This is a genomic window from Curtobacterium oceanosedimentum (assembly GCF_040545555.1).
Lineage (GTDB): Bacteria > Actinomycetota > Actinomycetes > Actinomycetales > Microbacteriaceae > Curtobacterium.
On record NZ_JBEPMD010000002.1, the window covers coordinates 105,384 to 121,394 of the forward strand.

Below are 16,011 nucleotides of genomic sequence, written 5' to 3' on the forward strand. Positions count from 1 at the left end.
CTGCGGCGGTGAACGGTGGCGGAACAGCGGGTGCGGCTGTACGGTTTCGCTGCCGAGGATGGTCCCCGGCGAGGGTCGGTCGCGGCAGGCTCGACGTCCGGTCGCGCGGTGCGCGCTCGACCGGTACGACGCAGGGTCGCGTCGGCCGCGCGGGTGCGGTCACGACCGCGGACAGCCGGGAGGCACGGGTGCAGTTCACGACGACGGTCCTGCAGGCGAGGAAGACGGCCACCGGCCTGCCCGTCCCCGAGGAGGTCGTCCTCGCCCTCGGCTCCGGGAAGCGCCCCGCCGTGGTCGTCACGATCGACGGTGGCTACACCTACCGGTCCACGGTCGGCGTGATGGGCGGGCAGTTCCTGGTCCCGCTGTCCGAGGCGCACCGCACCGCAGCGGGCATCGCCGCCGGGGACACCATCGAGGTCACGCTCGAGGTCGACACCCTGCCGCGGACGCTCGAGCTGCCGGAGGACCTGGCGGCAGCGTTCGACGAGGCCGGGGTGCGGGCGGCCTACGAGACCCTGTCGGCCTCACGGCAGCGGGCGCTCGTGGACCCGGTGCTCGCGGCGAAGGCCCCGGAGACGCGGCAGCGCCGGGTCGACAAGGCCGTGGAGTCGTTGCGCGGGTAGGCGGGTGTTGCTGTTCCGCGCGGAGGAGGTCGTTCCGCGCGTAGCTGCGTGCACGCTGCTCGGTGTTCGGTGCTGCCTGCACCGGGCGGAATCGGGCGTATCTGGTCGTTCCGGGCGTACCGGGTCGTTCCGTTCCGCCAGGTACACCCGTTCTCGTCAGGTATCGCAACCGTTCTGGGAAGGAACGAGCGCCGTCATCAGCCGCCGAGCTCGACCAGGACGCGCGGTATCTCGGTGAGCAGTTCGCTCGCGAGGTAGCCCAGTGGCCCGACCTGTACGGCCAGGCGGTCACCCGCGGCCGCGTGGACGTACGACGCCCAGGCGACGGCCTGCGCGGGCTCGGCCCCGCGAGCGAGCAACCCGACCACCACGCCGGAGAGCACGTCGCCGCTACCGCTCGTCCCGAGCCCTCCGGAACCGGTGCCCTTGATCCAGACTCGACCGTCCGGGGCCGCGATGACGTCGGACAGCGCGACCACGGCGCCGTACCGCTCGGCGATCTCCCGGGCGTCGGCGACGTCGTCGTCCCCGCAGTCCCGGCCGAGCAGCCGTTCCGCTTCACCGCTGTTCGGTGTGAGCACGAGCCGTCCTCGGAGTGGTCGGAGCCGGTCCTCGACGTCGGCGGCCACACCGAGCGCGAAGGCGTCGAGCACGACGAGGGTGTCCGGGCCGACGGCGTCCGCGATGCCCGCGACCAGGTCCCGCGCACCGTCCGGCTCGTCCAGCCCCGGACCGACCAGCACCGCGTCCGCAGAGCCGGCCGTGTCCCGCACGGCGTCGATCGCGCCGACGGCGACGTGTCCGGCGTCGTCCTCGTCGAGCGGCACGACGCCTGACTCGGGGACGGCGACCGCGACGTGGTTCGCCACGCTCGACCCGACCGCCAGCGACAGTCGTCCGGCTCCTACGCGCAGTGCGGCGAGCGCCGACAGCATCGCGGCTCCGGGGGTGTGGGCCGCGCCGCCGACGACGAGGACCTGCCCCCGGCCGTACTTGCCGGCGCCGGGGTCGGGCAGCGCCCACTCGCGCAGGACGTTGGGCGTGATGTGCTGCGGTGCTGCAGGCTCCTGGTCAGTCGACACGAGCGTCGTCCTTCCGGCCGCTGTGCTCGGTGACCTCATCGTCGTCGAGGTGCCCGACGGCGGAGAACTCCTCGAGGGTCCACGGGGCGCCCGGTCCGTCGCGGTGCAGTCGTGTGAGCGACGCGTTCGCCACCGTATGGTCCTCGGCGAAGGCCATCAGCGCGTGCTCGTCGAGGTCGAGGCAGACGGCCACGGCGAGCATCACGACCGCGTCGTGTGCGGCGACGAGCAGGCGTTCGGGGCCCTCGAGCCGGTCGACGTCCGTCAGCACGGTGCGGAGGCGGAGCATCACGTCCGCCCAGGACTCCCCGCCGGCGGGGCGGTGGTAGTACTTGCCGAGCCACTGCCGTCGGCGTTCCTCGTCCGGGTACCGGTTCCGCACGCCGTCGCGGGTGAGCAGGTCGAGGACACCGAGCTCCCGGTCGCGGAGCCGCTCGTCGACCCGCTTCGGCGGTTCGGTCAGCCCGCCGGCGTCGAGCGCGATGCCGATCGTCTGCTGCGCCCGACGGTAGGGCGAGACCCACAGCGCCACCGGGACGTCGTCGACGCCGCGGTCAGCGAGCTCCTGCCCGAGCGCTCGGGACTGCTCCTCCCCCAACGGACTCAGCGGGACGTCGGCGTCGCGGTGGTCGACCTCGATGACGTCGGCTCCCGCGGCCTCGGCCCTCGCAGCGGCGACGTTCGCGGTGGACTCCCCGTGGCGGACGAGCCAGATCTCGGTGACAGCCATGGTCGTGACGCTAACCGCGTCCCCCTGGACCGTTTCCCGGTCAGGCCGCCCCGGGTCGTGCACTCCTCACCGGTCGGACCGGACACGGCAGTCCCGCCGCCCGGAAGCGTCGGACCAGCGCATCGGGGTCGAACAGGTCGCGCCACTCGAGCCGGATGATCGTCCGCACGCCGGGCACGGTCAGCAGCCGCTCGTGCCGCCGCTTCTCGTCGAGGAACACCTCGGTGGGGCTCCGACCTGCGAGGTACCGCTCCTGCGTGTACTTCGCTCGACCGTCGATCTCGACGACGACGCCCTGGTCCGGGAACCAGAAGTCGACCGCGAACCGGCGCCCACCGACCACGAACTCCTGCTGCAGGACCGGTCTCGGCAGCCCGAGTTCGAGGAACACCACACGAGCGACGGACTCGGCGGTGGATCCGGCGTGGCCGTCGGCGAGACCGAGGACGTGCTCCGCTCGGCGGCGCCCGCGTGCCCGCGGATCGACCGCCGCAGCGAGCTCCTCGGTTCCGATGCCTGAACGCAACGCCCCGTCCGCCACGACCACCGCGGTGCGGAGGTCGTCCCGCATCGCGATGTCGACGACGGTCCGGGGCACGGTCGTCACCCGGATCCCGTGAGCCGTCAGTCGCTCGTCGGCGCGAACGGGACGCGTGTGCAGGACGAGGTCTCGCGTCCGCCCGCGGTACATCGTCTCGGGCACGGTCGCGTGTACCGGGACCTGCCAGCCGCCGAGCGCCGGGAGCCCGAGTACCGCTGCCGCTGACGCGTGCGACGCGACCGCCGCGGTGCCGATCCGCCCGAGTCGGGCGTAGACACGTGTCACGTAGCGCTGCCGTGGGCCCGCCGAGTCCCAGTGGGTCCCCTCGACGAAGGCGTTCGGGCCGACGCGGACCAGTCGGTCAGCGCCGCTCGATCGAGCGCGGCGGCGAAGCGTCGTCGGGTCGCACGAGACCTCACGAGCGGGCCCCGCACGGAGGATCGGGAGTGGACGTTCCATGGCGCGATCGTGCCCGGTCTCCACCTGCCGACGGGGCCCGACGGCGGCGACTGTGGACGAGCCTCCAGGCCGAACGCCCTGTGCAGGACGCACGTTCCTTCCCAGAACAGATGCGATGCCAAACGCTTCCGGGCATACCTCGTCGGAAGGAAGGACCAAGTGTGCCCGGATCAACCTGGTACGCCCGGTTTCGCCGGGGAGTGCGACGCGGCGTCGAGGGAACGCACCCGTGCTCCCCCGGCGCCGCAGCCTTGCCGCCGACCCCGCTGCCCCGGGGCCGGCGTCGCCGACCCCGCTGCCCCGGGGCCGGCGTCGCCGACCCCGCTGCCTCGGGGCCGGCGTGGCCTCAGGCCCGCCGCACCCGCAGCGTGACGATCTCGAACGGGCGCAACGTGAGCACGACGGGCTCCCCCGCGAGCCACGAACCCGACCCCGAACCCGACCCCGCGCCCGGAGCCGCCCCCGACCCGAGCGGCCGCTCGAGCAGGTCCACCGCCTCCACCGCGTCGACGTCGAACCCGAACGACACCCCGACGTCCGACGCCCGACCGCCCGACGCCTCGTAGAGCCGCACGACGACGTCACCCGAACGGTCCTCGGCGAGCTTCACGGCCTCGACGAGCACCTGGGGCGAGGACACGACGACCAGCGGCGACACGTCGGCCGACCCCGACCCCGGTACCGCCCGCACCGGCAGGTTGAGCCGGTACCCGGAGTCCGCCGCGTCGAGCACCGACTCCCCCGTCCGCAGCACCGTCCGGAACACGTGGTGCCCCTGGTCGGCGTGCGGGTCCGGGAACGTGGGTGCGCGCAGCAGGGACTCCCGCACCAACGTCGTCGTCCCGCCGTCCGGACGGGTCGAGCGGGTGATGTCGTGCCCGTACGTCGAGTCGTTCGCGACCGCGACCCCGAACCCGGGCTCCGCGACGTGCACCCACCGGTGCGCGGAGGTCTCGAACCGGGCCATGTCCCACGACGTGTTCTGGTGCGTCGGCCGGTCGATGTGCCCGAACTGGATCTCGCTCGACGCGACGGACGCCCGGACGTCGAGCGGGAACGCGAGCTTGAGGAGCTTCTGCCGCTCGTGCCACTCGACCTCGGTCTCGATCTGCAGCTCGGGCTGCCCCGCGGTCGCCGAGTACCGGGTGGTCACCGACGACGAGCCGAAGGGGCGCGTCACGACGAGCGCATCGCCGACCACCTCGACGGAGGCCGCCGTCAGCACGGTCCCGCTCCGCTGGTAGGCGCGGTCGATGTCCCACGCCTCCCACTGGTTCGGGGTGTCCCGGAACACCGTGTACTGCGCGGCCACAGCGCTGGGCGCGATCGCGTCGCGTCCGGTCGCGTGGTCGACGAACGACACGACGTGGCCCTCCGCGTCGACGGTCGCGGTGACGACACCGGTGTCGAAGACGAAGCGGTCACCGCTCCGGACGGGCGGCACGGCCTCCTCCGCCGACGCCGCGGAACCACCCAGGGCGGTCACCCCGCCCGCAGCCACCGGCGAGGCGTTGAAACGCACGACGGTCCCGACCTCCGCGCTGCCGCCGGTCCCGACCCCACCAGGTTCCTGCGAAGCGTCGAACACGGCCCCGCCGTCCCCGGCGAAGGCGGTCGCGGACGCCCCGACCCCGGCGAGCGCCGGCGCACCACCGCTCGCGAGTGCGGTCGTCGCCGTGCCGATGAGCTCCTCGAGGACCGCGGCGACCCGGGCGTACTCGGCCTCGGCGTTCTCGTAGACCCACGCGATCGACGACCCCGGCAGGATGTCGTGGAACTGCTGCAGGAGCACGGTGTGCCAGACGGACTCGAGCTCGTCGTACGGGTACTCGGCGCCGAGTCGCACTGCTGCGGTCGCCGCCCAGAGCTCGGCCTCGCGGAGCAGGTGCTCGGAGCGACGGTTGCCCTGCTTCGTGCGGATCTGCGACGTGTACGTGCCGCGGTGGAACTCGAGGTACATCTCCCCCGACCACACGGCGGGTTCGGGCAGCACGCGCTCGAGCTCGTCGAAGACCTGGGCGGGTGTGCCGAGGTCGACCCGGGGCGAGCCGTCGAGGTCGTGCTGGCGCCGGGCTGCCGCGACCATCTCGCGGGTGGGGCCGCCACCGCCGTCGCCGAAGCCGTACAGGAGCATCGAGGTGTTCGCGACGCCGCGCTCCTTGTTGCCCCGTTCGCCGCGGTGCAGGTCGGCGGCGGAGACGTCCGAGTTGTACGTGTCGGCCGGGGGCAGGTGCGTCAGGACGCGGGAGCCGTCGATGCCCTCCCAGTGGAAGGACGTGTGCGGGATGACGTTCGTCTCGTTCCACGAGGGCTTCTGCGTGACGAACCACTTCGAGCCGGCCGCGCGGACGATCTGCGGCAGGGCGCCGGTGTAGCCGAACGAGTCGGGCAGCCAGGCCTCGGGGGTGTCGATGCCGAACTCCTCGAGGAAGAGCCGCTTGCCGGCGACGAACTGCCGCGCCAGCGCCTCGCCCCCGGGCAGGTTCGTGTCCGACTCGACCCACATGCCGCCGACCGGGATCCACCTCCCCTCGGCGACGCGCTGCTTGATGCGCGCCCAGATCGACGGGTAGCCGTCACGGATCCACGCGTACTGCTGCGCCGACGAGCAGGCGAAGGTGAAGTCGGGGTCCTGGTCCATCAGGTCGAGCACGTTCGAGAACGTGCGCGCGCACTTGCGGATCGTCTCGCGCACCGGCCAGAGCCAGGCGGAGTCGATGTGGGCGTGCCCGACGGCGACGGCGCGCCCGGCAGATCCGGCCGCCCCCACGGCGAGCAGCGGCGCGAGCACCTCGCGGGTCGCGGCAGCGCTGCCGGCGACGTCGTCGGGGTCGAGAGCGTCCGCCGCACGCTCGAGGCCGCGCAGGATGTCCGCGCCCCGGGTGCCGTCGGTCGGCAGCTCGGCCATGAGTCCGCGGAGCACCCAGACGTCCTGCTGGAGTTCCCACACGGTGTCGTCCCGCTCGACGAGCTCCAGTGCGCGGAGGCGGTAGATCGGTTCGGTGCCCGCCGTCGAACGCGACCCGAGCGGGGTCGCGCCCTGGAAGTCGTCGCCCCCGATGTCCGGGTTGGACGCGGCCTCGACGTACAGCTCGAACGAGCCGCCGGGGCCGACCTCGACGGGAACGGTGTCGTTCCGCGGCTCGATGCCCTTGATGGTCGAGCCGTCGGTGCGCCAGGCGAGCCCCTCGGCCTGGAACCCGGGCTGGCGCTTCGAGAAGCCGAGGTCGACACGGAGCTCGACGGTGGTGCCCGGGTCGACCCCGAAGTCCTCCGGCACGGTGCCGCGGACACGGAACCAGGTGGTCCCCCAGGGCCGACCACCCCAGGCCTCGCCGACGGTGAACGGCGTGTACTCGGCTGCGACGGCCTCGGCGAACGGCACCGGTTCGTCCGGCACCTGCCAGGCGTCGACGGTGACCGGGGCCGAGCGACGGTGCACGGCGGGGTCGATGCGGTCGCGGACGAGGCGAGCGATCCGAGCCTCGACGAGGGGTTCGTCGTGGTGCATGGAGGTGGTTCCTTTCCAGCAGGGACGGTCCGTCAGCAGGACGGCCGTCGGCAGGGACGGTCGGGCCCGGGAGGCCCGGAGAGCGTGGGTCGGGGTCAGCCCTTGATGCCTCCGGCGAGGGCGTTGCCCCCACCGAGGCCGCGGGACACGAGCACGTAGAGGGCGATGACCGGCACGGAGTACACGATCGAGAACGCGGCGAGCTGCCCGTACGCGACGGCCCCGTTCTGCCCGAAGAAGTTGAAGATGCTCACCGCGGCGGGCACCTTGTCGGGCGAGAGCAGCAGGACGAAGGGGACGAAGAAGTTCCCCCACGCCTGGATGAACACGAAGATGAACACCACGGCGATCCCGGGACGCATGAGCGGCACGACGATGCGCGTCAGCGTGGTGAACATCGAGGCGCCGTCGGTCCAGGCGGCTTCCTCGAGCGAGATCGGCACCGAGTCCATGAAGTTCTTCGCCATCCAGATCGCCATCGGCAGCGAGGTCGCCGCGAGGAAGAAGATGCACCCCCACACGTTGTCGATGAGGTTCAGCGACACGAACAGCGCGTAGACGGGTACCATCATCGCGGTGACGGGCAGGCCGGTGCCGAACAGGATGCTGTACAGGAACGGCTTGTTCACCCGCATCTTGTAGCGGGACAGCGGGTACGCGGCGAGCAGCGCGAACACCACGGTGACGACCGCCGTGCCGCCGGAGAGCAGCAGGCTGTTCGCGAGCGGGATGAACGACAGCTCCGGGGTGAGCACCTGCGTGAAGTTGTCGAGCGTGAACTGCGTCGGGATCTTCACGGACAGCGACGCCTGCGTGTCCACCGAGGCGAGCACGAGCCAGAGCAGCGGTACGGCGAAGCACACGGCGATGACGAGCAGCACGACGTTCGACACCCAGCGCATGGTCCGGCCGCGCGGCGAGGTCATGTGCAGGGCGCCCGGCGCGGTCACGGACCGGGTGACGTTGGACACGGGACGGTCAGCGGTGAGGGCCATGGTCAGTCCACCTCCGGCTTGAGCGCCCGGATGTAGATGATCGAGAACACCGCACCGACGACCAGCAGGATGGTCGCGATCGCGGTCCCGAAGCCGAGCTGCGAGAACTTGAACGCCTCCTGGTAGGCCAGGATCGGCAGGGTCGACGAGTTCGTGCCGGGGCCGCCGCCCGTCATCACGAAGATGAGGGTGAAGACCGACAGCGTCTGCAGCGTCGTGAGCATGAGGTTCGTCGAGATCGACCGGCGGATGACCGGCAGCGTGATGTAGATCAGGCGCTGCCACCCGGTCGCCCCGTCGACCTCGGCGGACTCGGTGATCTCCTCGGGGACCTCCGACACGGCGGCGGAGTACACGAGCATCGAGAACGCGGTCCCGCGCCAGATGTTCGCCAGGATCACGGCGAGCATCGGGTACGTGTAGAGCCAGTTCGCCCCGGTGATCCCGATGGACGCCAGGAACGTGTTGAGCGTGCCGGTGTCGTTGAAGAACGCGTAGGCGGCGAACGAGGCAACGATCTCGGGCAGGACCCAGGCGGCCACGACGAACGTGCCGACGATCGCGCGGACGACCTTGTTCGCGCTGCGCATGAGGAACGCCAGCCCGAGTCCGAGCACGTTCTGCCCGACGACGGCGGACGCCAGCAGGAACACGATCGTGAGCACCACGGACTTCGGGAAGTCCGGGTCACGGAACAGCTCGACGTAGTTCGCGAAGCCGACGAACTGCTGGTTCGCGGCGCTCGCGCCGGTCAGGGCCGAGTTGGTGAACGACCCGTAGAACGACGAGATGACGGGGCCGAGCAGGAAGACGACGAGGAGGACCACCGCGGGCAGGAGCGGGACGACCCGCGTCGCGTTCCGCAGCGGTCGCCGCTTGCGCGGCACGGGAGGATCGGTGCGCTTCGGCGCACCGGGCGCCGACAGCGTCGGCGCGAGGGGGGTGCTGGACACGGGGATGCCTTCCGGGTGCGGAGGGGTTCCGAAGGTGGGGAGGGACGGTCTGGAGGCGCGGCGCACGACGTGAGCCGCGCCTCCAGACCGTCAGGTGGTCGCGCCGCTAGCCGGCGTCGACGGTGTTGTCCTTGCCGACGACCTGTTCGACCGACTGGTCGTAGACCTTCGCGGCCTCGGCAGGTGTCTGCTGCCCGGTCATCACCGACTCCATCGCGACCTGGATCGCGTTGGAGACCTGCGAGTAGTCACTCGTCGCCGGACGGAAGTTGGTGTGCTCCACCAGGTCCGAGAAGAACTTGAACGTCGGGTTTGCTCCGGTGTACGCCGGGTCCTCGGCGACGTCCTTGCGGACCGCGATCTGGCTGTTCTCGGTGTCGTACTTGAGCGAGCCGTCCTTGCTCAGGAACGTCGTGATGAAGTCGAACGCCGCCTGCGGGTTCTTCGTCTTCGAACCCACCGCGAGCGTCCACCCGCCGGACATCGAGTTGTAACCCGGTGCCTGACCGTTCTGCGTCGGGAAGGCCGCCTGACCCATCACGTCGTTCCACTCCTTCCACGGAGCGGTGCCGGACTCGAGCCACGTGCCGGACTGCCACGAGCCGTCGAGGTCGATGGCGAGCTTGCCCTCGGGGAGCCACGTCTGCGCGATCGTCGTGCCGACGTTGGTGTCGAGCGCCTGCTGCGGGGTCGGGCCGAGACCGCCCTGGTAGACCTCCTTGACGAACTTGAGCGAGTCCTCGAACTGCTTCGAGCCGACGACCCACTTCTTGTCCTTGTAGAGCGTGTTGCCGTCGCCGTCCGCGCCGTACAGGAGCATCTCGAAGCCCTGCATGGTCGAGGCCTCGCCCTGCGCCTTGCCGGAGTAGATGTTGAACGGGATGACGTTCGGGTCCTTCTCCTTCAGCGTCTTGGCCGCGGCGAGCACGTCGTCCCAGGTCTTCGGCTGCCACGGGACCGGCAGCCCGGCCTTGGCGAAGAGGTCCTTGTTGTACCAGAGCGCACGCGTGTCGGTGCCCATCGAGACGCCGTAGATCTTGCCGTCGTCGCCCTGGCCGGCCTGCTTCGCGTTGTCGTAGAACTGGTCCCACTCGTCCCACTTGTCGACGTACTGGTCGAGCGGCAGCAGGTACCCGGCCTCGGCGTCGGACTTGATGAGGAAGGTGTCCTCGTACATGACGTCGGGGGCGGTCGCGGGCGCCTTGTTCATGAGCGCGAGCTTCGTGTAGTAGTCGTTGCCCTGCGCCTGGATCGGGACGAGGGTGACCTTCTTGCCCGGGTTCGCCTTCTCGTACTCGGTCTTGACTTCCTTCATCTGGGCGTCGAGCTGCTGGAAGGCGCCGAACTTCTGGTACGCGATCTTGATGGTGTCGCTCGAGGCCGACGACGAGCTGGAACAACCCGCCAGCCCGACCGCGGCGACTGCCACGGCTGCGAGGCCGGCGATGATTCGGGTGCGGCGTTTCATCGGTGCTCCTTTGCACGGGATGTCCGCGGGCTCCGTCACCCGCGCGCAGGATTAGTACAACGGATGGACTTATTCGTGTCAAGCACTTTCGTCACGGGTCGGCAACGGTCGCGGGCGCGCGGCGGAGGCGTGGGCCCGGGCGCCCGGTGATTCCGGGCGTACCGGGTCGGAACGGGCGTACCTGGTCCGCCGGGACCACGAGGTACGCCCGGAAGCGCCAGGTATCGCAGGTGTTCTGGGAAGGAACGAGCGCCAGCATCGCAGGCGTTGTGGGAAGGAACGGGCAGCGAGCCCGGGTCAGGCGATGGGGGTGGCGCCGCCGATCACCGTGATGCCGCCGGACTCGGGCACGTCGACGAGCAGCACGCTCGGACGCCCGACGTGTCGACCCTGCCGGATCACCACGCGGCTCCCGGGCGACACCGCTCCGACCGCGCGCAGGTAGGCGCCGGTCGAGGCAGCGGCGGATCCCGTCGCCGGGTCCTCGGTGATGCGGCCGGCGGGGAAGAGGTTCCGCGCCTCGAACTCGAGCGGGCCCGTGCGGTGCAGGACCGTGACGGTGCCCTCCCACCCGTACTCCCGCTTCAGTGCGGCGAGCGTGGCGGGGTCGAACCGGAACTGGTGGAAGAGCTCGGGGTCGGCGAGCACGACGACGGGGTGCCGGTTGCCGGCGAAGGACTCGAGCACGGGGAACCCCTCGGCGACGTCGCCGTCGACCAGCCCGAGCACGGCGGCGAGTCGCTCCCAGCGCACGGGGTCGATCGGCCGCGTGTCGGGTTCGACGCTCGTCATCGCGACCTGCACACTGCCGTCGGAGGCGGTCGTGGCGTCGACCGCGATGTCCCCGGCCGCGGTCGAGAAGACCCGGGAACCGGTTCCTTCGCGCTCGGCGAGCAGGACGGCGGTGGCGACGGTGGCGTGGCCGCAGAAGGGGACCTCGGCGGCCGGCGAGAAGTAGCGCACCCGGGCGCCGTCCGGGGTCCGCCCGACCACGAACGCGGTCTCCGGGTACGCCACCTGCTGGGCGACAGCGAGCATCTCGTCGTCGGTCATCCCCTCGGCGTCGAGCACGATCCCCGCGGGGTTGCCGCCCCCGGGCTCGGCGGCGAAGGCGGTGTAGCGGAGGACCTCGGTGCGCATCCCCCGACGCTACCGCGGGACGCCGACGCCCCCCACGACACCGACGCCACCACGGACACCGACGCCCGGCGCGACGCCGATGCCCCCGCCGTCCGGGCGGACGACGGGGGCATCGGCGAGGAGCCCCCGCGGGTCAGGCCTGCTCGACGACCGTCCGACGACGACGTGCCACGAGGACACCGGTACCGGCCGCGAGGAGCAGGAGCGCCGCCGCGATCCCACCGCCCAGCTCGGCACCGGTGACGGCGAGCGCACCCGTCACGGGGTCGACCCGGACGTCCGTCCAGCCGATCAGCGTGCCGTCGAGGGTGGCGACCACGATGCGGTGCTGCCCGGCCGGGACGTCAGCGGGGACGACCACCGTCACCGTGCCGTCTGCGGCGACGACCGGCGTCCCGAGGAGCCGTGGCTCGGAGAACAACCAGACCGCGACACGCTCCCCGGCGACCTGCGTCCCGACGGAGATCGTCACCGAGGAACCCGCACGGACCTCCGACGGTGCCGACACCGAGCCGCGGTTCCCTTCGGTCAAGGCGGAGGCGTCCGGCGCGACCGGAACCGCCGGAGCGACCGGAGCGGAAGGAGAGGGGGTCGGGGTGCTGCCTCCGTCACCCGGCGCAGGCGACCCACCGCCACCCGGAGCAGGCGTCTCCCCGCCACCGTCGCCCGGCTCCGTCGTCGCGTCGCACGGGTACGTCCCGGTGCGCAGCGAGGACCCGTTCGTGTCGTTGTCGTCGGCGGTGAAGGTGGCCCGAGCCCCGTCAACGCAGCGGCCCGAGATCGCGAAGCCCTCGTTGGCGAGCGTCCGGTCGGCGTTCGCGGGCGCCTCGTACAGCGACGCGAGCGTGAAGGCGCCGTCCTGCACGTCGAAGAGCGCCGTGCGCCCGGAGCAGGCCTCGTCGCAGACCACCCAGAGGGCGTCGAGCGTCGGGTCGAACTGCACCTCGGCCACCAGCGAGAACGGGGTGCTGATCGTCGCGACGCGTTGGAACGACCCGTCGTCCATCAGCGCGTAGGCGGAGGCGCTCGCGGTGCCCTCGACGCCGACGACGAAGAGTCCGTCACCGTGTCCGGGGTAGGACGCAGGCATGTAGGCCGCGCCGGTGTGCTGGTCGACGAAGCCGCGCTCGGTCAGCCAGGCGTCCGGCACCCAGGTCACGCCCTCGAGCCCGGCGTTCGCGCCGAGGCCCGGGAAGTCCGCGGCCAGGTTCCACTCGTCCGTGGCGCGCAGGACCGACTCGGAGCCGTCGGTGGTCGCGAAGCGCAGCACGGCGGGGCGGCTCACCTTCGACACGTCGTTGTCGCGCTCGGTCGACACGTACACCGCGCCGGGGTCGTCGGCCGTGACCGTGACGCCCTCGGCGTCGGGCGTCCCGGTGTCGTCGGCGTACCGCAGGTCGACGCCCGCGGCGTTCGTCGGGGCCCACCCGCCTCGACCGTCCGAGGCCAGGTGGTACAGCAGTCCGTCACCGTTCTGCACCGCCCAGAGCTGTCCGTCGCGCGAGGTCGACGAGGTCGTCCAGTCGAGCCCGCTCAGGTCACCGGTGAAGGTGTCCCCGGCGTCGAGCACCGTCTCGTCCTCCCCGCCCGGCCAGGCCTCGGCGGTCACGACGCCGGCGAAGCGGTTCGCCGCACCCTTCGTCGGCTCGGCGGTCGCGGCGAAGTCGCCGGTGCCGTCCGGGTTCCGCCCGTACGTGGTCGCGGCGTGTGCCGTCCACGAGTACTGGTCGACGAGGAGCCCGCGGGGGTCCGAGAGCCGCACGCTGTCGGCCTTCCCGAGCCCGAAGTCGAACCCGGACGCTCCGGCCTGCGACTCGTCGAGCACCGTGAAGCCGCCCGCCGCGACCGTGGTGCCGGCCGGGATCGTCCAGGCGTGGTCGTCCTCGCCGTCCTGCAGCACGTACCCACCGAGGTCGACCGTGGTCGTCCCGACGTTCGTCAGTTCGACCCAGTCCCCCGGGGTGCCGTCCTGCGACTCGACCTCGTTGATCCGCACGGGCGAGGAGCAGTCGTTCGGGGCGCCCTTCGTCGACGCGGTGGTGTCGACGAGCGTGCCGGAGCCGTCCGGGCAGCTGCCGTACGTCACGGCGGCGTGCGCCGTCCACGCGTACCGGAGCGTCAGCGTGCCGGAGGGGTCGTACAGCCGCACCGAGTCGGCACCGCCGAGCCCGAAGTCGAAGCCCGACCGCGTGGTGGTCTCCTGGTCGACGACGAGGTACCCGCCGGCGGCGATCGTCGAGCCCTGCGGCAGTGTCCACGCGGTGTGCGACGAGTCGGAGTCGAGGAAGCGCCAGCCGCTCAGGTCGATCGTGGCGGACGAGGTGTTCACCAGCTCGACCCAGTCGGTGTCGTCGGCGTTCGACTCCACCTCGTCGATCGCGAGACCCGCTGCCGGGCCGCTGGTGACTCGGGTACCGACGGTCGGGTCGTCGTCACCGACCGCGGCGACGGCGGGGGTGGCGGTCAGCACGCCGGCGGCGAGGGCGATGCCCGTCGCGAGGCCGGCACCGAGCCGCAGGGCAGGGGTGCGCATGCAGGGTCCTTCTCGGGGAGGTCAGGGGGGACCTGCACGACTGTTCAGCATCCCGGCGTCCGGCCGGTGGCGACCAGGTGAACGACCGGTGCCGCGTCCTCCCAGCAGGCGTCAGGAGGATGGGAGCGACCACGCGAGCGCGTTCGGTCGGAGAGGGAACCGTGACGGACGACACCAGGAACACCGCACTGCAGTCGATGATCGAGCGAGCCGGGCGGCTCACGGCGGAGGAGGCCGAGGCCCTCGACATCGCCTGGAAGGCCGACGAGCAGATCGTGGTGCCGGTGTCGAGCGCGTCGCTCGCGGTCCAGGGCGGCGCGGACGGCCGGATGGTGACCAACGCCGACCTGCTGGCCGCGTGGCAGCACGCGCTCGACGCCGCCGGCACCGCCGGCCGCGTCGATGAGATCGAGGCCGCGCAGGAGGCCGGGCGCGCGGTGAAGCACTCCGACGCACACCTCCGCGACCGCGCCGGGGCCGAGGAAGCCGTCCGCTCGGCGGTCCTCGCGACCGGCGTGCGCGACCTCCTGTCGGACGACGAGCACGACACCCTGACGGCGGTCTGGCGGACGGTGCTCGGCGCCGCCTGACGGACGGTGCTGCCGATCAGTCGGCGGGGCGGACGGGAGGCGCGGGGCGGGCTGGCACCGCGCCTCCCGTCAGCGCCGGATCAGCAGCGCGCTCGCACGCGGTGACAGCGCCGCGTCGAGCACCAGGCACGCGGCCCCGACCGCGGCCACGTCGGCACCCCGCCCGCTGTCCACGACCGCGATCGGGTGCTTCGGCACGAGCAGGGGCGATCCCGTGATCGCTTCGCGAGCGGCCGGCAGGGCGACCGGCGCGATCCGTGACCAGAACGGCCCCCCGAACACCACGCGGTCGATGTCGAGCAGGTTGACGATGACCACCACGGCCCGGCCCATCGCGGTGCCGGCGTCGGCGGCGAGTCCCGTGGCGACCTCGTCGCCGGACGCGATCGCGTCGCCCAGGGCGTCCCAGGCCCGCTGCACCGCGGTGACGTCGTCCGCCGGAGCACCACCGGTCAGGTGCAGCCCGCGGTCGCGTGCGACCTCGACCAGCCGTGCCGGGGCGACCGCTGCGCCGACCTCACCACGGGACCCGGATCCGTCCGGGGTCCCGGCGAGCGCTCCCTGGTCGACCATGATGTGCCCGGCGTCGCCCGCGTTCGAACCGACGCCGCGCACGGGTTCGTGGTCGACGACCAGTCCGACGCCGAAGCCCGTGCCGAAGTAGACGAAGGCGAAGTTCCGCGCCGAGGACTCCCCCGCCAGGAACATCTCGCCGACGACCGCCGCGGTGACGTCCTTCTCGAGCAGCACCGGGAAGCCGGTCGCCTCGGCGAGCGCGTCGCGCAGCGGCACGTCCCGCCAGCGGGGCAGGAACGGCGGGTCGAGCACGACACCGGCGTCGACGTCGATCGGTCCGGGGCTCGCGATGCCGACCCCCAGCACGCTGTCCACCGCGACACCGGCGTCCGCCACCAGACCGTCGACCGCGGTCGCGATGGTCCGGACGACCTCGGCCGGATCGTCGGCGGACGGGGTCGACGTGGTGGTCTCGGCGACGACACTGCCGGCGAGGTCGAGGAGCACGTACGTCACGACCGCCGGGTCGACGTGCACCCCGACCGCGTACCGGCTGGCGGCCTCGAGGCGCAGGATCGTCCGGGGCTTCCCCCGTCCGGCGACCACCGTGCCGGACTCGACGATCATGCCGGCCTCGATGAGGAACCGTGTGACGTTCGACACGGTCTGCGCGCTGAGGCCCGTGCTCGCGGCGAGCTCCACGCGGCTCAGGCCGTCGGGCGAGCGGCGGACGGCGTCGAGCACGACGGTGCGGTTGAAGCCGCCGATCGACGGCAGGTTCGCCCCACGCCGATGCTCCGCCATGCCGTGACCCTACCGCCGCCCGCGCACCCGGACGGCGCGCACGCAACGGTGCTGCAACGGTCC

The 16,011-nt window shown here is 72.1% G+C and carries 12 protein-coding genes; 2 read left to right on the forward strand and 10 right to left on the reverse strand.

Features of this window, described 5'->3' with window-relative positions:
• Window positions 1-188: 188 nt before the first annotated feature.
• Complete coding sequence (locus tag ABIC52_RS02400; RefSeq protein ID WP_354026548.1) at window positions 189-626, forward strand: YdeI/OmpD-associated family protein; 438 nt, start codon at window positions 189-191, stop codon at window positions 624-626.
• Between the two features lie 197 nt (window positions 627-823).
• Here the strand turns inward: ABIC52_RS02400 and ABIC52_RS02405 are convergent, their stop codons facing one another.
• The 9 genes from ABIC52_RS02405 to ABIC52_RS02445 all read right to left on the reverse strand — a co-directional run bounded on the left by ABIC52_RS02405 (window position 824) and on the right by ABIC52_RS02445 (window position 14,038).
• On the reverse strand, window positions 824-1,708 hold the full coding sequence (locus ABIC52_RS02405; protein WP_354026549.1) for an NAD(P)H-hydrate dehydratase: 885 nt from the start codon (window positions 1,706-1,708) through the stop codon (window positions 824-826).
• The gene (locus ABIC52_RS02410; RefSeq protein ID WP_126891985.1) at window positions 1,698-2,438 is read right to left on the reverse strand and encodes a histidine phosphatase family protein; all 741 of its coding nucleotides are present in this window, start codon (window positions 2,436-2,438) and stop codon (window positions 1,698-1,700) included. The genes ABIC52_RS02405 and ABIC52_RS02410 overlap by 11 nt, the downstream gene beginning before the upstream one ends.
• 40 nt (window positions 2,439-2,478) lie before the next feature.
• A complete protein-coding gene (locus tag ABIC52_RS02415; protein ID WP_354026550.1) occupies window positions 2,479-3,438 on the reverse strand; it encodes a hypothetical protein in 960 nt (319 codons plus the stop codon).
• Between the two features lie 346 nt (window positions 3,439-3,784).
• The gene (locus ABIC52_RS02420) at window positions 3,785-6,949 is read right to left on the reverse strand and encodes an alpha-mannosidase (RefSeq protein ID WP_354026551.1); all 3,165 of its coding nucleotides are present in this window, start codon (window positions 6,947-6,949) and stop codon (window positions 3,785-3,787) included.
• A 95-nt stretch (window positions 6,950-7,044) separates the two neighbouring features.
• The gene (locus ABIC52_RS02425; RefSeq protein WP_435526056.1) at window positions 7,045-7,944 is read right to left on the reverse strand and encodes a carbohydrate ABC transporter permease; all 900 of its coding nucleotides are present in this window, start codon (window positions 7,942-7,944) and stop codon (window positions 7,045-7,047) included.
• Window positions 7,945-7,946: 2 nt separating this feature from the next.
• On the reverse strand, window positions 7,947-8,897 hold the full coding sequence (locus ABIC52_RS02430) for a carbohydrate ABC transporter permease (RefSeq protein ID WP_435526057.1): 951 nt from the start codon (window positions 8,895-8,897) through the stop codon (window positions 7,947-7,949).
• 106 nt (window positions 8,898-9,003) lie between these two features.
• A complete protein-coding gene (locus tag ABIC52_RS02435) occupies window positions 9,004-10,365 on the reverse strand; it encodes an extracellular solute-binding protein (RefSeq protein ID WP_126891980.1) in 1,362 nt (453 codons plus the stop codon).
• A 297-nt stretch (window positions 10,366-10,662) separates the two neighbouring features.
• Window positions 10,663-11,505 carry a PhzF family phenazine biosynthesis protein gene (locus ABIC52_RS02440; RefSeq protein WP_126891979.1) on the reverse strand — a complete coding sequence of 281 codons (843 nt, stop codon included), beginning with the start codon at window positions 11,503-11,505 and terminating at the stop codon, window positions 10,663-10,665.
• A 133-nt stretch (window positions 11,506-11,638) separates the two neighbouring features.
• A complete protein-coding gene (locus ABIC52_RS02445) occupies window positions 11,639-14,038 on the reverse strand; it encodes a lamin tail domain-containing protein (RefSeq protein WP_354026552.1) in 2,400 nt (799 codons plus the stop codon).
• Window positions 14,039-14,199: 161 nt separating this feature from the next.
• Between ABIC52_RS02445 and ABIC52_RS02450 the strand changes: the two genes are divergently transcribed.
• Window positions 14,200-14,628 carry a hypothetical protein gene (locus ABIC52_RS02450; protein WP_354026553.1) on the forward strand — a complete coding sequence of 143 codons (429 nt, stop codon included), beginning with the start codon at window positions 14,200-14,202 and terminating at the stop codon, window positions 14,626-14,628.
• A gap of 69 nt (window positions 14,629-14,697) precedes the next feature.
• On the opposite strand, the gene ABIC52_RS02455 is transcribed toward ABIC52_RS02450, so the two are convergent.
• On the reverse strand, window positions 14,698-15,948 hold the full coding sequence (locus tag ABIC52_RS02455; protein WP_354026554.1) for an ROK family transcriptional regulator: 1,251 nt from the start codon (window positions 15,946-15,948) through the stop codon (window positions 14,698-14,700).
• Window positions 15,949-16,011: the final 63 nt, after the last annotated feature.